16 protein-coding genes and 1 tRNA gene are annotated in these 20,784 nt (G+C 60.1%); 2 read left to right on the forward strand and 15 right to left on the reverse strand.

Features of this window, described 5'->3' with window-relative positions:
- Positions 1-204: 204 nt before the first annotated feature.
- The 11 genes from glmM to DW899_RS07735 form a co-directional block, all read right to left on the reverse strand.
- Positions 205-1,536, reverse strand: coding sequence for a phosphoglucosamine mutase (gene glmM, locus DW899_RS07685; RefSeq protein WP_117800553.1), 1,332 nt, complete (start codon positions 1,534-1,536; stop codon positions 205-207).
- A 3-nt stretch (positions 1,537-1,539) separates the two neighbouring features.
- Positions 1,540-3,870: a DUF4012 domain-containing protein gene (locus tag DW899_RS07690; RefSeq protein WP_117800554.1), complete on the reverse strand. Its 2,331-nt coding sequence runs from the start codon at positions 3,868-3,870 to the stop codon at positions 1,540-1,542.
- A 149-nt stretch (positions 3,871-4,019) separates the two neighbouring features.
- Positions 4,020-5,042 carry a DMT family transporter gene (locus DW899_RS07695; RefSeq protein WP_199408161.1) on the reverse strand — a complete coding sequence of 341 codons (1,023 nt, stop codon included), beginning with the start codon at positions 5,040-5,042 and terminating at the stop codon, positions 4,020-4,022.
- Between the two features lie 148 nt (positions 5,043-5,190).
- Positions 5,191-5,871 (reverse strand): signal peptidase I, encoded by a 681-nt coding sequence (locus DW899_RS07700; protein WP_117800555.1) that lies wholly within the window; start codon positions 5,869-5,871, stop codon positions 5,191-5,193.
- Complete coding sequence (locus DW899_RS07705; RefSeq protein WP_117800556.1) at positions 5,871-8,117, reverse strand: DUF2357 domain-containing protein; 2,247 nt, start codon at positions 8,115-8,117, stop codon at positions 5,871-5,873. The genes DW899_RS07700 and DW899_RS07705 overlap by 1 nt, the downstream gene beginning before the upstream one ends.
- 69 nt (positions 8,118-8,186) lie before the next feature.
- A complete protein-coding gene (locus DW899_RS07710; RefSeq protein WP_117800557.1) occupies positions 8,187-9,887 on the reverse strand; it encodes a hypothetical protein in 1,701 nt (566 codons plus the stop codon).
- Entirely contained in the window at positions 9,880-10,626 is a 747-nt protein-coding gene (locus DW899_RS07715; protein ID WP_117800558.1) for a signal peptidase I, read from the reverse strand. Before DW899_RS07715 ends, DW899_RS07710 begins: the two co-directional genes overlap by 8 nt.
- Positions 10,627-10,686: 60 nt before the next feature.
- Positions 10,687-11,490, reverse strand: a complete 804-nt coding sequence (locus DW899_RS07720; RefSeq protein ID WP_117800559.1) for a hypothetical protein — start codon at positions 11,488-11,490, stop codon at positions 10,687-10,689.
- A 2-nt stretch (positions 11,491-11,492) separates the two neighbouring features.
- Positions 11,493-12,479 (reverse strand): hypothetical protein, encoded by a 987-nt coding sequence (locus tag DW899_RS07725; protein ID WP_117800560.1) that lies wholly within the window; start codon positions 12,477-12,479, stop codon positions 11,493-11,495.
- Positions 12,480-12,492: 13 nt separating this feature from the next.
- Positions 12,493-13,329 (reverse strand): hypothetical protein, encoded by an 837-nt coding sequence (locus DW899_RS07730; RefSeq protein WP_117800561.1) that lies wholly within the window; start codon positions 13,327-13,329, stop codon positions 12,493-12,495.
- 11 nt (positions 13,330-13,340) lie between these two features.
- Entirely contained in the window at positions 13,341-14,225 is an 885-nt protein-coding gene (locus DW899_RS07735) for a hypothetical protein (RefSeq protein WP_117800562.1), read from the reverse strand.
- 230 nt (positions 14,226-14,455) lie between these two features.
- On the opposite strand from DW899_RS07735, the gene DW899_RS07740 reads away from it, so the two are divergent.
- Positions 14,456-14,530: transfer RNA gene (locus tag DW899_RS07740), tRNA-Val, on the forward strand.
- A gap of 419 nt (positions 14,531-14,949) precedes the next feature.
- Here the strand turns inward: DW899_RS07740 and DW899_RS07745 are convergent.
- Complete coding sequence (locus DW899_RS07745) at positions 14,950-15,963, reverse strand: hypothetical protein (RefSeq protein WP_147349741.1); 1,014 nt, start codon at positions 15,961-15,963, stop codon at positions 14,950-14,952.
- Between the two features lie 407 nt (positions 15,964-16,370).
- Between DW899_RS07745 and DW899_RS07750 the strand changes: the two genes are divergently transcribed.
- Positions 16,371-17,069 (forward strand): DUF5710 domain-containing protein, encoded by a 699-nt coding sequence (locus DW899_RS07750; protein ID WP_117800564.1) that lies wholly within the window; start codon positions 16,371-16,373, stop codon positions 17,067-17,069.
- A gap of 616 nt (positions 17,070-17,685) precedes the next feature.
- On the opposite strand, the gene DW899_RS07755 is transcribed toward DW899_RS07750, so the two are convergent.
- The 3 genes from DW899_RS07755 to DW899_RS07765 form a co-directional block, all read right to left on the reverse strand.
- On the reverse strand, positions 17,686-18,768 hold the full coding sequence (locus DW899_RS07755) for an HNH endonuclease (RefSeq protein ID WP_117800565.1): 1,083 nt from the start codon (positions 18,766-18,768) through the stop codon (positions 17,686-17,688).
- 122 nt (positions 18,769-18,890) lie between these two features.
- A complete protein-coding gene (locus tag DW899_RS07760) occupies positions 18,891-19,838 on the reverse strand; it encodes a hypothetical protein (RefSeq protein ID WP_117800566.1) in 948 nt (315 codons plus the stop codon).
- An 88-nt stretch (positions 19,839-19,926) separates the two neighbouring features.
- Positions 19,927-20,715, reverse strand: a complete 789-nt coding sequence (locus DW899_RS07765; RefSeq protein ID WP_117800567.1) for a hypothetical protein — start codon at positions 20,713-20,715, stop codon at positions 19,927-19,929.
- Positions 20,716-20,784 lie beyond the last annotated feature (69 nt).

Raw genomic sequence — 20,784 nt, forward strand, 5'->3', positions numbered from 1 at the left:
CTGGCACGAAAGAGGCTGAAGGTCATCTACGCGATCATGCGAGACAGGGTGCCTTACGCAGCCTAGCCGAAACGCACCGAGCAGACTGAAGCCCACCGGCCTAATGGCTTGGCGTCAGCATGTCGCGATTCAATCTCGAAAACAGCATTGCCCAGTTGACAAAACTATAGGAACACCCCCCCGTCAGACAGCCCAGAAGGCACCTTATAGAGCCTTGAGTGCGTTGGCGATGCGCTTCATGGCGGCATCGGCGGATGCTTGGTCGGGCGCCTCGGCCAGCACGCGGATAACCGACTCGGTTCCGCTCTTGCGTACGAGCACGCGGCCCTCGCCTGCCAGCGCAGCCTCGGCCTCGGCGATGGCGTTCTGCACGCCCATGTTCTCGAGCGCGGCGTCCTTGTCCGCCACGCGCACGGCCACCTGCGCCTGCGGTAGCAGCTTGCACGGAGCCGTGAGCTGCGAGAGCGTCTCGCGCTCGGCGCGGATCACTTCCATCACGCGCAGCGAGGTCATAATGCCGTCGCCCGTGCGCTCGATATCGCCAAAGATCGTATGGCCCGTCTGCTCGCCGCCTAGGCTGTAACCGCCCTCGCGCATCTTGGCATACACGTGACGGTCGCCCACACCGCTGGTCACGGCACTTAGGCCGGCAAGCTCCAACGACTTGATCAGGCCAAAGTTGCTGGCAATCGTCGGAACCACGGTACCGCCCGAAAGGCGACCGTGCTTGTTCAGATACACGCCGCACACGTACAGGATCTGGTCGCCGTCTACCACGCGACCGCGCTCATCCACGGCAAGGCAGCGGTCGGCATCGCCATCGTAGGCAAAGCCCACGTCCAGGCCCTGCTCCACCACGTGGCGCTGCAGGCGCTCCATATGCGTGGAGCCGCAGTCGACGTTGATGTTAAAACCATCGGGCGCGGCGTTGATCACGCGCACGTCGGCACCGAGCGCGTCAAACACCGGCTTGGCCACCGAGGAAGCCGAGCCGTTGGCGCAGTCGATGCCGATCTTGACGCCCTGCAGCGAAAAGTTCGCGCTGGCGATGAGCGAGGCAATGTAGCGGTTGCGGCCCTGCATGTAGTCCACCGTGGCGCCGATGTAGTTGCCCGTGGCCAGCGGCACCTCGCTCTTGCCATCGATGTAGTCCTCGATGAGCTCCAGTACGTCCTCGTCCATCTTAAAACCATCGCTGTTGACGAGCTTAATGCCGTTATCGCAAAACGGGTTGTGGCTCGCGCTGATCATGATGCCGCAATCGAAGCAGCCTTCCACGGTCTGATGCGCTACGCCCGGCGTGGGGATCACGTGCAGCATATAGGCGTCCGCACCGCTCGCGACCAGGCCGCTCACTAGCGCCGCCTCGAACATATAGCTCGAGCGACGCGTGTCCTTGCCCACGATGACGCGTGCCTTGCGCTCGCGGTTGGCGCCGTAATACCAGCCCACAAAACGGCCAGTCTTATAAGCGTGCTCTACCGTCAGCCCAACATTGGCCTCACCGCGAAAGCCGTCGGTGCCAAAGTACTTCATATCTTACTTATCCTGTTCGAACGTTTGAGCGGTTGGCGTGGTACGAACCTTAAGCTCTTTGTGCCCAGAGTCCTTCGAAGTCGTGACCGTGTACTCGACCTTTATGTCTTGTCCAAGAAGCATGTGGACACCGCCCCATGCAACCTTCAAGCCATCGTGCGTCGCTTCGTTCATCTCGATAGAACCGGAGCCCGAAGTCTTAATGTCCGAAATGCTGCCTCCCGCAGGAGCATAGAGATAAAGCCTCAGCACCTCATCATCAATATCCTGGCTAATGCCGTTATGGCCCTGGAAATAGCCAGGCATCTCGGCCTTCTCCTGGGGGGTCATCGTGTTCTTGAGCGAGGTGGTCACTCGATACGTCGTCGAGCCATCGGCATTTTCAACCGAAGAATCGATGGTGACTCGCTTATCGAGGAACCAATCCATCTTTGAATAGCTGTAGTTGTTCACATAGACGCCCAAGATCGGAGCCTCCGACGTATCGGTTTGGAGAGCGCCCGATATTCCAAGAGCCTTCGCGGCCTTTTCCTCGTCATCATTTCTCGAATACATGAGGATGCGACCCTCGGAAGCGCCCTTTTCGATGGCGGCAGCAATCTTAGTAATATCGCTGGAGCCCAGTTCGTCCACGATCTTGTTAAAAGCTGATCCGGCAACCGCCGCAAAAATGGCGTCCTGTTCCTCTACCGGGTAATTCCAATAAATATCGTGCAGCAGCACCTTTGCGGCGTTGCTTCCATCAACGACGGTGCCGTCAGGAAGCTGTGTGCCGCCTACAACGCCGAGCATATACTGCAAAAATACCGGATCGACTGCAAATACGCCGTCGATGTCATCTCCGACAATGGCCTTCTGCATATCGCTGGCAAGCTGAGCCGCACGCGGATAATCGGGCGTCATCGTAACGTCGCCCATCGTGTATCCGAGCGTGTTGAATCCGGTCAGGCCCCATCCGGTCGTGAATAAGTTTGCCTCTTCATCGGTGATGGGAAGCGGGGTCAAAGGCTCTTTCATCATGTCGACTTTGACAAAATCGCCCAGTTCGAGCTTACCGTCAGTCACCGACATCACGCCGCGAGAACCGGGGAAACCGCCGCAGGCGCGGATCTCGACATTGCTCATCGCGAGCACAAGATAATGACGCGTCTGGCCGTTGGCGCCGAGCATCTGGGGAAGGACGGGGGCGACCTTCTCCGCCGCGTCAACCGCGCCGTTGAGGGTGGCAAAGCCGTCCTTGGCCTTATCGACCAGCTCGGTCACCTGGGAAATATGAGTATCGCCAATGCCCTGGATCTTTTCGTTGGCGCTCTTGAACACCTTCGAGCTGTTGGAAAGCGAATCGGCGACCGCCTGCAGCGCGGACACGTTAATCATGCCATCCTGGAACAGCTTGCCGGGCGTTGCCTGCGAGAGGTTGTCGGCCATGGGAATCAGCGCGCCGCTAGAGACATCGGACAGGGCGTCGATCATGGTGCGGGCAGCATTGATGTCGCTGCCATACACCGGGATAAACGAAGCCGCCGTCCACAGCGGGCTCGAGGTCTCCGCCTTCATGCTGTCGCAAAGCTCATCAATCTTCTTCGCGTCGTCAGGCAGCGTCGAAAAATCGCCCGACGTGACCTTGTCCTTAAGGCCACCGACAATCTCGACGGCCTCCTTCGCTTCACTCTTTACGGTCTTTGCCGAGTTAAGCAGCATAAAGCCGCTTGCGCCAAGCGCAACGAGAAGCACCGCGACTACAGCGGCAATAATGGCGCCGGTGTGACGCTTTTTGCGTTCGCCCTTGTGATGGCGATGACGGATCAGACCGTCAGAGGTCGAACTCGACGAAGCGTCGCTACCGTAGTTCAAGCCAAAATCGTAATAATCTTCCTTGGAACCCGAGCCCGCAAACTCGGCACCGCTATCATCCAGGCGGGCGAACGTGCCAGTCTCGGAGGCACCGGTGTAAATCGTGCCAAGGTTACCCGTAAGCCCCGCGCCACCGGCAGAGGGAGTATTGTTGGCGGCCTTGCCGGCATTAACGTTGCCGGCGGCATTTGCGGCGTTGGCAGCACCTACGTTGTTCGCAGGTACCGAAGGAGCCCCGCTCGGCTGCGACGCGGAGGTTGCACCGCCCGCAAAGACATTCCCTCTTGCACGGCCGGTCTTTTTTGCCTTTTGAGACTGCTCGTACAGAGCGGTAAACATCGCCGTCTCGCCCGGGGACACGCGCTTACTGGAACCGCCCTGTCCAGCGCCGCCCGGCGTGCCGGCCTTACCAGCCCCGTTCGGACGCGGCGGAACTGCAGGACGGCCGCTATCGCTGCCCTTAAAGTGATTACCAGCCATAAAGAAATCCTCGCAATTGAGTCGCAATGAAAAAATCCATAACGTTACTAGTTTATGGCATTTTGAGCATCGACAGCTAAACTCCAGACACGGACGTCAATTGGCGAAAATGCGGCACAACACCTTTTCTGTCTTGGCGGCGGCGCCAGCTACACCGTCAAAAACACCATCGCGATAATCATGGCAAAGCCCGCCAGGTCGGTGGGCAAAAACACCGTTCCCAGCATAAGGGCGCTGGTGATGGTGGCCGAAACCGGCTCCATGGTTCCAAGGAGGCTCGCGCGCACCGAGCCAATCTCCTTAACGCCCTGCATGTAGAACATATAGGCGAAGAACGACCCCACCACAATAAATATCGCGAGCGCGCCGACACCCGAGGGGCCGAGCGCCGGCATATGCGCCCACGGCTGGGTAAAGATACTCATCACGATTCCCGCCGAAAGCATGGCCGAGCCCGTGACGACCGGGCTACCGTATTTGTTGAGGATTCCGGCAGGGATGATTGCTATGCAGGCACCGCCCACTGCGCACAAAAGGCCCGCGAGCAGGCCCATCGGCGAGATGCTGAGCGTACTGGGGTCGCCGCCCGTGGCGATCAAAAACGTTCCGCCCAATGCGAGCAAAATGCCAAGAGCCTCGCGCGTGCGCGGCAGTCGATGCGCGGTGACGCAGGCATACCCCATGACGACCACCAGCTGCAGGCACTGGAAGACGGTCGCGGTGCCCGCGTTGGTCAGGCGCACGGCTGACAGATAGCAAAGCTGGTTGAACAGCAGACCAAAGATCGTAAACAGAATAAGCTGCTTGCGATCGGCGGGGGTAGTCCACAGCTCGATCAAGCGGTCGCGGTCTTTTCTGAGCACAACGAACATAAAGAGCAGGCCAGCGATAACTTGGCGCACGCTCATCAGCCAAAACGTCTCGATATGGCACACGTCAAAGAGGTAGCTGGCGCTGGTGCCAGAAAAACCCCAAAACGTACCGCCGGCAAACGCGGCGAGCGTGCCCAGGGCCATCTTGCGCGTCTGGGCATCGTTGAGGCGGTCGCGCCATGCGCGGCGGGTGCTGCGGCTAAGCTCGTCAGTTCCCTCGGGCACGACAAAATCGGCCGCCGCCGTCATCGGCACCGAAGCCTTTTTACGTGCACGCTGCGCTGTGCGCTCCTGTTCCATTCCACTCCCCCGAAATCAATTGGCAACAAAGCGCTCAAACTGTAGCACGAATATTGATATGGAAATGCGGGCGATTCGGAACATCTACGAGCATCCAAATTGCAAGGACGAAAGGCGCGGATAAGCTATGCCGAGCGGTTGGAATCGTCTAGGCGCGGGGGCTGGCTTCCGCACTTCCCTCAGCACGCTCGCCGTCGACCTGCTCCTTGGCGCTGTCCTGGCTCTCCTGCTCGCGGCGGCGCTTTTCGCGAATCTGCTCCACAGCCGCGCGCAGGGCAGCCTCGTCTTCAGCGCGCGCCACCTCTTGCGTGGTCTTGACCATATGGCGAATTTCGAGCACCAGCAGCACGATCAGCGGCACCACGATGAGCGGAAAGAACAGCAGCGGATTGGTGAGCAGCGAGACCACCACGCCCAGTCCCGCCGAGACAAAGACCACGCGGCCCACCACGTCGGCGGCGGGCACGGGCGCGGCATCCTCGACCGGATTGGCATCGCCCTTGGTGCGGTAGATCGGGGCGCCGTCGGCGGCGGCCTCCACGGATACGATGCGGTGCGTGTTGAGCGAACCCTCCAGCGCGTCATCGGACGAATGGAAGGTGATGATGTCGCCCACCTGATAGGCCTGGCCGTCGCCGGTATCAACGACGATAAACGAGTGTACGGGAATCGCCGGCTCCATCGAGCCGGTCAGCGTACGCATAAAGCCGTAGCCCATGATGGTGGGAATCTCGCCGGCGGGCGTGAACACCGTGCGCAGCAGCACCACAAAGGCGACCAGGATCACCACGGTCGCCAGCACGTTGATCACGCGGAGCACATGCTTCATCACTTGTCGTCGTCCTTTGCGGAAGTCTCGGGGTCGGCAGCGACCTCGCCCTCGGTGGCATCCGCCGCAGAAGCGCCATCCTCGTCAGGCGCGGCGACCACGCCCTCGCCAGCCTCGCCGCGCAAGCGGGCCAGCAGATAGCGCGACAGGCTGTTGCCCTCGGCACGGCGCTCGGCACGAGCGCGATCACGCACGGCCTGCTCCAGCTCGTGCGTCAGCGCGTCCAGGCGCTGCTGCATCTCCGCGCGAGCAGCTTCGACCTCGCGCTCGCAAGCGGCACGGACGGCGGCGACTTCCTGCTCGATGCGCTCCCCTGCCGCAAGCTCGGCTGCGGCGATACGCTCGTCGGCGTCGGCACGGGCCTCCTCAGCGGCACGCGTCGCGGCATCGCGCTCGGCAGCGACGGCGGCGACCTTCTCGCCAGCATCCACCGCGGCCTGCTCCACAGCAGAATCGGCGGCCGCGTGGGCGGCATCGATCGCGGCATCGGCAGCCTGCTGAGCGGCGGAAACCTTCTCCTCGGCCGCAGCAACGGTGTCGGCAAGCGCCTGCTCCGCTGCTGCCGCGGCGGCATCTGCCGCCTCCTGCGCGGCACGGGCATCGCGCTCGGCCGTCAGCTGCACTTCCTCAATCTGCAGCTGAGCGGCGTCCAGCTTGGCATGCAGCTCGGCAACCTCCTTGGCGCACACCTCGCGCACGCCGGCAAGCTCGGCCGCGGCGGCATCCTTGGCAGCTTGCAGCTCGGCGGCATCGGCTTCCGTCTTGGCAGCCAGGGCCGCAGTAGTGTCGCTCTTGACCTGCGCGACCTGCTCGGCGGCTGCCTGCTCGGCGGCGGCAACCTTGGCGTCCGCGTCTGCCCGGGCGGCAGCCACCTCGGCATCGGCCTCGGCGCGCATCTGCTCAAGCTGGGCAGCTGCGGTTGAGCGCGCCTCAGCGGCAGCATCCTCGGCAGCCTTCTTGCCCGCCTCGACATCCTCCAGCGAACCTTGCAGCTCCTCAACATCAGCCTCGGCCATCTGCGCGCGTTGCGTCAGCGCCAGCTCGCGCGTCTTGGCCTCGTCCAGCTCGTCGGCCAGGTCGTCGCGCTCGTCGGTCAGCGCATGTGCCTGAACCTTCCAGGACGTAAGCTGCTCCTGCAGCTCCTCAATCTGCTCGCGGGCCTCGGTCAGCGCCTGCTCCGCATCGAGCTGGGCCTGCGTGACCTCCTCCACAAACACGCGCCGGACCTCAACGTCGGGCAGGTCGGGGCTATCGACCTGCACCTCCTTGATCTCCTTGATGAACTTGGGCGCAACCGGCGCGTGTTGTACGCTCTCGAGCTCCTGCAGGTTGCGCTCGTCGTCGGTCAGGCTCTTAAAGACGGTGTAGTTGTTAATGAGGTTGGTGTACATCTGCACCATGTACTCGTTATCGAACGCCAGCGCCTGCTGCTGCACGTCGATGTTGTAGCCCACCTTGTCGTAGCGCTCCATAAACTGCCACAGTTGGTAGCACTTGCGGTAGTTGGGGTCTTTCATGATGAGGTTGGTGCGCTGGATGGGGCTGCGGACCGCGCTGCAGCCGTTCATGATCTGGCAGAATGACGCGCCGCGCAGCGCCATGACCAGACGGCGCACGCGGTCGATGCGCATAAAGACGTCCATGTTGTCGGCGTCGTTCTCGGCAAAGCTCTGACGGTTTTTGACCGTCATCTCGACGTTGTACTCGATCTCTTCGTACGCATCGTCGATCTTGCTGTGCATCTTAAAGCGGTTGCGGATCTCGTTGCCCGTCGACCAAAAGATCACGTCGGTACGCTTGTCCACGAACGTCAGCAGGCGCTGAATCAGGTGGTAGATAAAGCGGTTCTCGTACAGGTCGTAGGTCTCGACGGTATTGACGTTGAGGATGCGCGTAGGATGAACACCGCCGTCGTCGCTCGGCGCCAAAAACTGCGTGTTTTGGCTTAGATGGCGAACGCTGTCGGCGCTGATCTTTTTGGCGAGCGAGACCGGCACCACCTCTTCCTCGGTGGTGATGAAGCGGCGCGGCTTTTCGATAATGGTGTTGATGGCGTCGAGCGAGTCCTCGATCATGCTGATCCACTCCTCGTCCACCACCTTGACGAGCTCCTCGCGCTGCTGCTCGATCGTGGTGCCCGAGGCCTGCGCCATCTCAAACAGATAGCGAAAGTAGCGGCTGTCCTCCTGGATGGGCTCCATCTGCTCGGAGAAGCTGGTATAGAGGTCCTGAATGGTCTCGGACATGGGTTACTCCATAGGTTGGATCGATCGGAAAGGGGCGGGGCGACATCACGCCGCCCCGCACTTACGCCATTAGTAGAAATTCTGAATCCGCTGCAGGTACATGACGGAATCGGGCAGACCGCCCTCGCCAAAGGTCTTCTCGATATACTCGATCAGGCCCTTCATCTCGTCGCGCACAAAGCTCACGTTCATGGACTCAAACTTCTTGAGCACCTTGCGGGCGATGATGTAGTCCATGCCGCCCAGCTCGGTGCCGCCGCACGCCACGTACACGGGGATAAAGTCGTACATCTGCTTGATGATACGGTTACCAAAGGCCAGCTTAAAGCGGGTCTGCAGGTACTGGTCCAGCTTGTGCATCTTCTGGAGCAGTTCGTCGTCGATCACGTACTCGACCTTGGCCTTTTGGAACAGATACTGCAGGTGGTCGGCCGTCACGTGCACGCGCTCGTGCGGCTCGCACTCAAACGCATCGGCGCGCTCATTGAGCTCGATGGGGATCGCGCGGTCGTACACCTTGTCCGTGATGGTAAAGGTGGAGTCGTCGTTGTTGGCCGTGCCGATAAACCACAGGCTGTCGGGAATGGTGAGCTTGCCGTCGTGCAGAGCCTTGGGGTCGGCAGCCCACTGGGTGGGCACCAGGTCGAGCACCCACTCGTCATGGCTGGGCATCTCGAGCACCGACAGGATCTCGGCAAAGTAGTACTCCACGCGGGCGAGGTTCATCTCGTCGAGCACGATCATGGACGGGTCCTGACGAAGGCCCGCCTCGTACACGGCGCGGAGGAACTCGGTCTCGTTAAAGCGCTTGGAAAACTCGTTAAAGTAGCCCAGCACCTCGGTGCGATCGCGAAAACTCGGCTGCACCGACACGATGGTCGCGGGGTTATCCAGGTAGCGGCTAAAGCTGTAGGGCAGCGACGTCTTACCGGTACCCGAGATGCCCTCCAGGATCAGCAGCTTGGAGGCGGCCATGCCGGCCACAAAGCGGCGGATGACCTCAGGCGTGTAGTAGAGCTTCATCTGGCTGCAGGCGAACGCGCGGAAGCTGTCGACAAAGTCCTCCAGCGAGATGGCATCGTCGTAGACCGGCGATTCCCAGTCGCGGTACTTAAGGTCCACAAGGGACAACTTGGGGAAGCGGTTGGCCTGGGCGATCTCTTTTTCCTCGGCAAGGGTCTTGGCCTCGACGGTGGCCTTGGCCATGGCGGCTGCGGCGTCCTTGACACCCTCGCCATCGAGCGCGAGCGACGCGTTGCCCGACATGACGGCCGTCGCCGCGGCGCCCTCGCCCGCAGGCGCACCGGCGCCCGCAGCGGCGCCCACCACGTTGCCCACCGTCGGCAGGTGATCGTCGGCAAGAGCCGAGGCGCCCACGTACGGAATCTGCTTGGTACCGCCCATGGCATTGACCTTGAGCGCCAGCAGCTTGTTCTTCTCGTCCATAAGATCGAGCACCTGCTTGTTCAGGCGGCCGATCTCGCGATAGAGCGCCTTGTTGGACGTGTCGTCGCGATGCAGGCGGCGGTTGATGCGGTAGCGGTGGACCAGGATGGCCACGATCAGCACGGGGACCGCGATGAGCATGGCAAACAGAATGACCGCGCCGATCTTGCCCACCAGGTCAAACGTGGTGAAGTAGGTCATAAAGATGTTGAAGTACTCAACCCAGCCAAACACCAGCAGGTTGAGGATAGAGCTCACGACGGCAACGACGTTATAGACGACCTTTGCCAGCAGCTCCCAGGCAAATCCCAGAAACTCACTCACCGTCGGTATCCTCCTGCTTGGTCGCGTTCATCGCCGCCTCGGCCTCGGCCTTCAGACGACGGGCTTCCTCGAGCTTGGCCTCGGCCTGGGCGAGCTGCTCGGCGGCGTTATCGGCCGTGACGGTAGTGTCACCCTTGCCCTCGGCGTCCACGATGGCAGCCGCGGCGGCCAGGCGGTCCTCCTCGGCCATAGCGCGCTTGAGGTTCATGCCCACCACGATGAGGTGATACACCTGGTAGATAAAGAACAACAGCATGGGCAGCACGATCACAATGAGGAAGCCCATGGAGCTGGACAGGAAGTCCATGACCTTGCCCATCTGCGGCAACGCAAACACGTACTTGCCCACGATGTCGCCGTCGCTGATGATGTGCGTATCGGCCACGTCGTTGTTATCTCCCTTGGTGGTAAAGCTGCGCATGCCGTTGACCTCGTCGATGGCGGCGATGCGGTGCGTGTTGAGCGCGTACTCGTTGTCGATGATGGTATGGAACGTCACGATGTCGCCCACCTCGAGCTTGGAGGTGTCGCACTTTTTGATGAAGATGAGGTCGCCCTTGTTAAACGTGGGAGCCATGGAGTCGGACTGCACGGCGAGCGGGGTGAAGCCGGCGATGTCCGAGACGCTGCCGTCCTCGCGCGTGGCGAGCGTGGTAAACGCATACAGGGCCGCCACCAGGATGATGATCCACATGACAACGCTCAGCGCGATGGATGCGACTTTTTTAACAGATTGCATGATGTCCCTTACTACCGTGTCTGTCTAGGTCGTGCGCGGCCCGATGGCCGCCGTGCGTATCTACTGTTCCTCGATGCCCTCGAAGCGCATCGAAACCGAATAGTTAGCTCCCTTTAGCATATTAGTGCAATTTGGGTCCGTTCCCTCGAGCCATATGCGAACGGTTACCGGCTTGTCCGTTTCTGTTATCAGGTCGAACATGTCGCTGGCCGCGGTCGCCTCGCCCGAGTCGAGCCCAAAGACGGTGGCCGAGCCAGATGAACCGCCGCCCCCGTTAGGGTTGTAGACCCAAGTATGACCGTCGGCGGTAAAGCTCATGCGCATGGCGCTGGCCATGCCCTGCGTGTCGGAGCTAAACCGCGTGCCGGACACGCCGCCGTCGCCATCCTGCCCGGTCAGGCGAACGCGCAGGTCCGTACTGCTCATAAAGTGCAGCGTAAACTCCAGGTAGGCGCCGGTGGCGGGATCGGCGGTGGAGCCGTCCTCGAAGGTGAAGGTCTGGTAGTCGCTCGTGGTGACGGGCTTGAGCTTGGACGCGTCGATGTCCACGCCCTTTTCGCTGGCAATGCGCGCCGAGATCTGATCAAAACCCAGGCTGTGCACGTATTCGTCGAACGCGGCGTGCCCGTCCAGGTCAAAGCGCAGCGAGCCGTCGGCGTTGGCGTCGATCATGAGCATGCGGGTCTTGGCGCTATCGGCGATGGAGAACCAGGCGAACGTTGCCATGGCTATCGCCACCAGCGCAAACAGCACCAGCACCACGGTGGTAGTGAGCTTGCGGCGCAGGTCGGTGTCGGCGGGCGCGGCGGCGTCGGGCTTGCCGGTGGCGGGCGTGCAGTTGGCGGCGGGTTGCTTACGCGTCATGGCTACTCACCGTCCAAGGTCGCAAAGAGGGCCAGGTGCAGGGTGCCCGGGTCTTTATAGAGGTAGTCGGCGCTATCGGGGTCAGTGCCCTCGATGTAGTAATAGATATCCAGACGATAGGTCTGGCCCAACCCCAGCGTGGCGAGCGTGTTTTGCGGGCGCGTGGCCGTCTCGCTCGTGTCCAGCGTAAAGGCGGCGGGGTCCTGCGTCACGTTGGTACCGCAAGCGAGCTGGCCGTTTTGCCAGCCCAGGAGCATGCCCTCGGTGTAGCCCGCCAGGCCTGCGGGGGCGGTCGCGGGATGCTCGTCGCGATGGCCGCCGTCGGAGCCGTCGAGTTCAAAGATGTTGGTGGCAAGCACCTGGTTGCCGCTCGAGATCTTTATGCCCACGCGAGCCGCGCGCAGCAGCTCGGCATCGACACCCTGGGGAACCAACGACTCGGCCAGATACAAGCTGACCTTACCCTTTACTTTGCTGGCGCCCGTTCCGGTAATGGTGGGGCGCAGATTGATCCAGCCGTGGTAGAACGCGGAGCCGTTGTCTTTTGCCTGCTCAAACACCGTGGCATCGCCGGCGGAGTTGTTTTGCGCGCAGGCAGCAAAGCCGTTGAGATCGAAGGTCGAGACCGGATAGAGCGTCACGGCGCCAGTCGCATTGGAAGTCAGGGAAACATCGCCCTGCTGCGACCAGCTGCCGCGATCGGCGTCGCCCAGCTCCAGCACCAGCTTGGACGTGTCGCTGTGCACGCTCACCGAATTGGTGTTGACCTTCATGTTGTTGGTAAACCAGGCGTAGGTCGCGGCGCCCAAGGTGGCGGCGAGCGCCACCATAACGAGCGCGATGTAGGCACGCGCGTGGCGAGCGTGGCGGCGGGCGGCAGCGCCCTCGAGGACCTGGCACTCGGCGGCTACGCTGGAGGGAACCGCGGGGCTCTCGCTCTGGGTTTTGGCCTCGCAGCTATCTGCTGGCATGCGCTTCTGATCTTTCACGTCGCTCGCCCCCTTACGCCTTGGCCGCAGCAAAGGCAAGCTGCAGCACCACATCGCGGGCCTGGGCCTCGTCGATGCAATTGGCGTCGCAGCCTTCCATGTATACAACGTAGCGAACGCTTGCCACCTCGTTGGCGGCCAGCGTGCAGATGGGCGTGGCGCCCGCGCGCGGCGTGGGCGTGTCACCGGTGCCATCCATGCTGTAAGAACTAATAGCGCGGGCCGGGTCGGCGGTGTAGCTCCAGCCCGAGGCGCCAGCTGCCACGACCGCGCCGTCCTGCGCCGTGGTGCGCCTGTTGGTGGCGCCTGCGGTATTGCCCAAGTCGTCACAGGTAAAGATATGCGTTTGCGTGCCCGACGCAGTCGTGATCACCAAGCCCAGGCGCAGTGCGGCCAGCAGCTGCGGGTCGCTCGTCATGCCCATCTGGCCCTGGTACAGGTACACGTTGAGCGCGCTATCGCTGCCCTTAAGGTACAGCGTGCCCGAAAGGGCGTAGTCGTCCAGCTGCGCAGTGCAGTCGGCATAGTCGGTCGTGATACCCGCGGCATTTTGGAAGGTGCCGCGCCAAAAACGGGAAAGGTCTGCCGTCGAGATGGGATAGAGCGTTTTGTCGGCGGCGGCAAGCGTTGCCGTTGTGTCCCAGGGCCCGTTGGCCGAAAGGCCAATCTGCAAGTCGGAGCCCTCGTCGCTTACCGTGTGCGCCACGGGCGTCACGTTGGTGTAGCGCGAATTGCTAAACCAGGCGTAGGTGGCGGCGCTCAGGGCGGCCACCAGCACCAGCATCCATGCGGCCGCAGCAACCATGCGACGGCGCGAGCTTAGGACATCTTTGATGTTCGATGCACTCATCCCTGGCCCCCTTACGAACGCTTGCCGGCAAAGCGCAGCGCCAGCGATTGCAGGCTGGTGGTGGCCAGGTTGTTGGTGCAGTCGGGGTCGCAGCCTTCCAGCCACACGTACACATCCACGCGCACGGGCGTGCTGCGGTTGGTGCCCTCGGCCGCGGCGGGCAGGCTGCAGATCTTGGTCGTGGCCTGCTTAAGGCTCACTACGCCGGTGTCTTCGTTGTAGTCGCAAAAGTTTGCGCTGGTAAGCTGATCAAAATGAACCGTTGTTCCATCGGAGCGGGTGCTGTCGAGCACCAGGTGATTCTGCTCGTTCTCGCCGGCATCCTTGCCGTCGAGCGTGTTGTAGCGCGCCTGGGGATTGCGCTCGCCCGAGACCTCAAAGATGTACTGGCCCGTAACGGTATCGCCCTGCCCCGGCGCATAGGTAACCAGGCCCACCCGCAGAGCGGTAGAGATGGGGTTTGCCGTGTCCTGCTCGGTAAAGTCGATGCCCGACAGGTACACGTCGGTCGCGGCCGAGTTGGTGGCCAGGTACAGGGATGTTTTGTAGTAGTCGGAATGCTCGGCCGCGCCAAACATGCTGGCAAACAGCGAGTCCTGGGTGGTTCCGCCGGTAAAACCCGTTACCTTTTGGAAGCCGTTGAGCACGTTATCGGTCGAGACGGGATCGAGCAGGCCCGCAAAGCTTAGACCGGCGTTGGTCTTGTACTCGCCGTCGTACTCGTTGGAGATAAGGAAGGTCACGCCCGTGCCCGCGGCCATCTTGACGTCGGTGATATGGCGGTTGGCGTTGTAGATGTACCAGGCATACGTTACAGCTCCGGCAGCAGCAAGCGCCACCAGCAACGTGGCGAGCATGCGATTGAACTGTTTTCGCAGCGACTGCGCGTCCGACATGCCCCTCCCTCATTTGCCGCGTTGTAAACTGCGTGGGCACCATTTGCCCATAATGGAGTTATTTTACGCGAACGTGCAGTTCATCGGGGGTACAAACGGGACTTTTCGCGTGCTGTTCGCGCTGCGGCGGGCTCCGATGGGGCCACAATTCACCAGTTTTTTAAAATAGTTCTTGCCACCGGGTGGGAGCTCCGTTATATTATTCCCTGCGCACTCGCGCACCCTTGATCGGGCGTTTAGCTCAGGGGGAGAGCGCTTCCCTGACACGGAAGAGGTCAGAAGTTCAAATCTTCTAACGCCCACCAAATGTTCGCAGCTCAGAGGCTTCGCCTCTGAGCTGTTTTGTTTTACGCCACCAAGCTAAAGGGGCGCCGCGGCACCCAAAGCCGCCTCAACAACGCCAGCAACCACCCCAACCAAGCCCACAGTCGCCCAAACAGTCTCGGCGAGTGCCTCGCCCGGGCTTGGATGGGCCTCGATGCCACGTCCGGACAACCTTCCTATAGTCAGGTCTAATACTTTTCCGCGAAGTGAACGAGCTTATTTGGGCCCCCGAAGCATGCACACTTTTTGAAGCCAAAACCGCAGGATTCTAACGTCAAAACCGCAGGAAATGAGCCGCCAAAAGTGTCGATGCTTCGGGGGTCCATTTTGACTCGTTCACTTCGCGGAAAAGTATTAGACCTGAAAATAAGGCCCCTGGCCCCACGCCCAACAACCGACCCTACCAATGCCGATGCGCTTCGATAACCGTTTGCCAGAGCTTAAACCGCTTCGTTTCGGCGCGCTTGAGGGCAAAGTATCTCTGCTCCTCCGTCATGGATTTGTTAAAGATGGGGCGCTTATTCCGATGCAGCTTGCGCCGGATGCGCTCGCACAGGCGAACGAGCTTTTCGTAGTCGCTCGCCTGGTCAGTCGTTACCGTAAAGTACGCCACCCCATTGAGCATCTGCAGCTCGTTGCGGCGCTCGGCATCCTTGTGGATTTTCTCGCTTCCATCATGGATGGCGTCGCTGTCGTAATCGACCAGCGCGGTAAGCACCTCGGGCAGCAAGCCAGCCCTTACTTTATCCAGGCCCACCTCTGCTTTCGCCGTAAGCGTGATGTCGGGCGTGCGCTCCAACACGCGCAGTTTGCGCTCGCGCCCATCGTTGAGTCCATCGCGAATGAAAGCCTTCTTGTTGAGCTCGGCCTTGCCCAATGCATACCCGCCGTAGCGCGCAGGCAGCGACATAAACATGCACAGCCCCGACTCCCTCGGAGAGCGCGATCCCTCGATCACATACGCAAGCAGCGCCTTTGCCTTCGCGAGACCCCTTACCTTTGGGGACGCCTCGATATACGCCGCAATGAGCTCCTTCGTCGTGAGCCTGCCATCGCGCATGCCCCCATCCCTGCTTGTCACCCCGCCGGGAGCAAGGTTGTCCAGCCGATAGTCCGATGTCATGGCATAGCCGGCATAGATGGCCTCGGCTGCAGAGCCGTCGTGCGCAGCCTGCACAAACGCCAGCTCGGGAGCGCACACGTACGCATCCAGGCCGCCCATCCAGTGGCCCAGCGAGATAAACGAGCCCGCCGGGAGCTCGTTGGTGCACAGGTGCGTCTTAACATGCTTGCTCTGCCGACGGTCGGCACGCGATGGCACCAGCAAATCCAGCGTTTGGATCCCCAGATCATAGCGATCGATAAAGTCCCGCGCCTCTTGGTCCAACAGCGCACAGGCACCTGCAATCGACACGACCTCTGGTTCCGAATCCCCAAAACGAGGGTTCGGCAGGTGCGCCAAAAGCGCCAACGCAGCGTTATGTGAAACGATAAAGTAACCCATGGCGCGAAGATAGCACGCGCGTCGGTGGAGGCTCGCGACCTTGGCGAGTTTTCGGCAAACGACCGGCGGATTTTTGCCGCAGCGCAACCAAAGTGTTCATTCGTCGACGTCTAAATGCAAATCCGTCAAGCTTTTGGCAAGGTTGCCGCTCAACTGACCAAAAGCTGACCATTTGCTTGCCCATTTACTTGACGGCACGCCCTCGCCAAAATGCTCCGCGACTTCTCGGACGGTCGAAATGCTCGTTTAGCGACCACACACCCAGCGCTGGGGTATCCTTGGAGCACATGCACCGCAAGTCGCACAAAGGAGCCGCCATGCGCACCGAGCTCGATGTTCCCTTTTCGCATAAAGACGAGGCCAAGGCCCTGGGCGCCAAGTGGGACCGGGCCAAGAAGATCTGGTACGTGCCCGATGGCGTCAACCCCGAGCCCTTTGCCGCGTGGCTGCCCGGCGTGGATCGCTCCAACCCCAGCGCGCCCTACATCTACCTGGTACTGGGCAAGCGCGAATGTTGGAAGTGCCACGAGCAGACGACGGTCGCGGCCTTTGGCATTCCGTATTGGGCAGCCGAGGACTCGGGCAGCAAGGCTGCGCCCAGCGCTGCGCCCGCCATGGACGACGCGGGCCACATCGCGATCGACACCGCCCGCGCCAACGCCGTAGCCATCGTCCCCGCGCTGGGCTGCGTGCCGGCCGAGATCCGCGACTACCTGCGCGAGCGCTGCGGCTACAAGCCCGTAACGTCGCGCACCACCAAGACCGCATCGCTCGCCAGCGCCTGCACCGGCTGCGGCGCGCTGCAAGGCAGCCATTACCTGTTCGAGGAGCCCACGTCGCCGTTTGCGCTCACGGCCATCAACAAGCTACCCGCGCTGGAGTTCGTGCGCGTTGAAGTCGCCGGCGTCTATGGCATCCCCGACAGTCACGACAACTACGACCAGGCGCTCTTCACCTGGGCACGCGACCACCACACCCAGTTCCACAAAACTTTGTGCGAGGGGATCTACCTGTAGGACAAAACTCGAAAATCGAGTCCAGACTTCCTCGGAAATCGAGTGCGAAAATCCTCGAAAATCGAGTATACGCAGGTAGTTGAGTTGCTTGAGCACTCGATGTCTTCGCCCGAGCGTGGATAATCTCCCGTTTTTGACAGCCTTTCAGCCCAAAATCGTCCGAAAATCCACGCTTAATTTTCAATCGTCCAAAAATCCTCGATCGTCAGCAGGCAACTAGGCATCCGTCTCGTCGTAGGTAATGGCGCATTCGCAGGTTGGACATTGTGGAGGATAGACTGGAAGGCGCAGGCCTGTTCGAGCGCGTGAGTCGGCGGCGCGCTTGTCGCGGGTGTCGATGAAGCTGATGTCTAGGCATGGGAGGTCTGCGCCGCAGCTTGGGCACGGCAGACAGATTTGGCTGCAGGTGGCCTCGACGAGCGGGAACAGGCTCCGGTCCATTAACGCTCGCGGTAGGTTTCCGTACACGCCTCGCGCGATAACGCTTCGCCATCCCATGGGCTCCCCTTTCCCGTTTTAACCGTTGAGGAGAGGATGGCAGGATCGTGCAGCTCTCGATGCGGCGCAGCGCGATTCGATCAATCGACATGATTAGACAGCGACAGGCTGCACCCAACTAATACGGAACAACGGCTTCCGCATGACGACGCGATTCCGAGAAATCGAACTCGGCGCGATGGGCTTCGAGGAAACGAGCGTTTGGACGTAAGCGATGTTCGTCCGGTTCGCGCAACACCGAGCCCGCAAACATCGCATAGTCCGTATGCTGCAGAAGATACGACCCGCAAAATTGATAATCGCCGCGCACCAGTTCGAACGAAATTAGATGAGCATCGAAGAGCGAATGCAGGTCGCGGCGCAGCAGAATGCCGTTGCTGACAACTTGTGACTTAGGACCCGAGTAATTCTCGATATGCGCGGCTTCCAGTGCTTCGTCGACGTTGCAGCCCGAGACGGCACATCGACCGGTATAGGCCTCAAAGAGCTCAGTGCGAAAACGCTGCTGGCCGATTCGCTCGCGACGTAGCGCGTAGCGAACCTTTTCATCGTCGCTCGCCGGAGCACCGGAAAACTCCGCTGTGACCGAAGCGTCCTTCATGTAGGTCATATCAGGGAAGAAGCGCGCGTCGGGTCCGCCCTTATGGACGGGGCCATGCAGCACAAACCAACTGTTCTCGGGCTCGTAGCGCTCGACGAACGCCAGGCCCAGCACCTTGTAGCCAGCGTCCGTTGCAAAGAACACGCCAACGGGAACGCCACACTCCATGCAGTTGATCATCTTTTGGTTGTAATCCTGGTCGCGCCAGTTTTCGACCGATGCGCTTTGCGACGAGTACTTGAGTACCCACGTGCCGTCCTCAAGATAGAGCGGCGGAACATCGGGGTAGGCACCGCGCTTGGAATTGTGCACAGAGAGCGCGAAGGTCTTCTCGCGCGGATGCTTAACGCGCCCGCGACCAGGCCAAAAGATGCCCGAATCGCGCGACACCGGAAAGAGTTCGGAATCAATCGTCAGACGGAAGGGATATTGAGGGCTATCGGCATTGGTGCGATGCGGAAGCTTGTCCCACAGGCCGCCACGCTGCTCCTCGCGCAAGAACCACTCCCAGGCCTGGACATATTCGGATGGCACAAAGCCGCAAGCGCGGTCAAAACTCGGCCGAGCAATCAGCGGAACACTAGAAGCGATGCCGTCCATAAGGAACCTCCAGGAAGAACAGTTCCCCACATTATCGCCTACGCAATGATGACGCCAAACGAAAAAGGTTCACTTCCTTCGAAGTGAGCCCTTGGCCGTCTGCATGTTAGCGAACGTCGGCACTACGATGTTGCAACACCGGCGAGTTTGACAGTCACATCGTATGTCGCAAGGTCCTCGGCCGCGGCGTTGTTAACGCAGTCGGCATCGGTTCCTTCCATCCAAATGTAAATTCGAACCGCTATGCCATCATAACCAACGCGACTTGCGATCTTGCGTGTACCAGCGTCAACCTGATAATCGTCTCCGACCTTGTTCGCAAGCCAACCGGTGCAGTTGCCTTTTTCAATATGCTGGTAGGAAGGCGTTTGAGGCCCACTGGCCGCGTCCTTTACACAAGACCATCCAGCAATAGCGTTTTTATCGTTACCCCTCTCGGTAGGAGAAACTGCAGCGGGAGCGTATACAACCTTTAGAGTTTCATCACCGGTCAGGTTTCCATTAGCATCAATCGTCTGCGTAGTGATACCGACTCGCAAAGAATTCGGGATGGTATCGGTCGTTGGTGCCCCATGGGTGGTAACAACTACGGGCTCTCCGTCAGATCCTTCAAGATACACGTCGGCCATACCGGACTCAGTAATGGTATAGACAATAAACTCACTCTTGAGATAGGCGTAGTGGGTCTCACCACCAGCCTCGTATTCGCCAGACTTGCCGCCCTGCTTAAGGTTAATCTGCGAGTAAGAGGATACTTTGCCGTCTGATCCCCAGCCTTGGCAAACAAACCAGTTCTTAAGATCGTCCGTAGATGACGGTGTTATCTTTCCGCCCTGAATTGCGGCAGCAAGCGATGTCTGCTCGCCACCATGTTGGGCACCGTTTTTAAGTTCATCAATCTGAAGGATGAAACCGTTAGTCGTTGCACTGATGGTTGAAGATGTTGCCTTCACCGTGCTATTTGCGACGTACCATGCATAGGTGGCCGATGAAAGAGCAACGGCAGACATAAGTACCGCACAGGCAGCTCCGACAAGCTGTTTTTTTAGCTGTTTTATGCTCTGGCTCATTCGATGGACCTATCTAGTGAAAATGCCAGGAGCCAACGGTTCGGCCCCCGGCATTCTGAAATCTCAAAAACGACGAAGTCAGCGATAACTAGTTAGAAGCCTTCTTGTACTCCTTGGGCGTTGCCTCGAAGGTGATGGTCACGCCATTGTCGCCAGCCGTAGTTTTAATCTTCTCAAGATTGTTAGAGTAGACATTGGCGTCATCGCCGTCGTAATACAGGTAAACCTTAACCTCGGCATCGTGCTCGGATTTGATTACCTCATCAGTAGCAAGCAGATCGCCGCCGGCAGTAGGACTATCGACAGATGAGCTGAGCTTAATGCCGGAACCACTCCAGACCTCCCACTTATCGCCGTGAACAACGAGAACGCGAAGGGCATTGCCGAGGTTCTTGTTTTCCGTCGTTGCGGGGGTAGTAACAGCCACTTCCTTAATATGCAGATTCGTGAACTCACCATCGTAGCCACCAGTACCTACGTGGAAAGTATTTTCGACTGCATAGCCTGCTTTCACGGCTTTTGCTGCCGTGCCATCATCGATTGTGAACTCCGTATCCTTGTTCATGTCCGATTTATCGGCCGACAATGCATAGGCAGTCTTCCATTCTGCATTAGTCCCAGTTTTTACGATTTTAGCGGGATAGAGATCCGCCCTAGTCGCCTTAGAACTGACAGCACTCGTAGAGTTCTTCGTCGTGTTGCTGTTGTCAATCACGAGATATGCAGAGTTAGACTGAGCCGCAATGTTAGACGTCTCAGCAGTAACCTTGTTGTTGCTGACAAACCATGCGAAGGTGGCGGAGCCGAGGGCTACGGCTGCCACGAGGACCATGGCGATGGCGGCGCCCATCTGCTTCTTTAATGCCTTGGTATCCATGCGGACCCCTTTCTTTCCCCATTCATCCCAGATGACCCTCGAGAAGCCCGGAAGGGGAGCCCGCGCTTT

This window comes from Collinsella sp. AM41-2BH, assembly GCF_003468085.1.
Classification (GTDB): domain Bacteria; phylum Actinomycetota; class Coriobacteriia; order Coriobacteriales; family Coriobacteriaceae; genus Collinsella.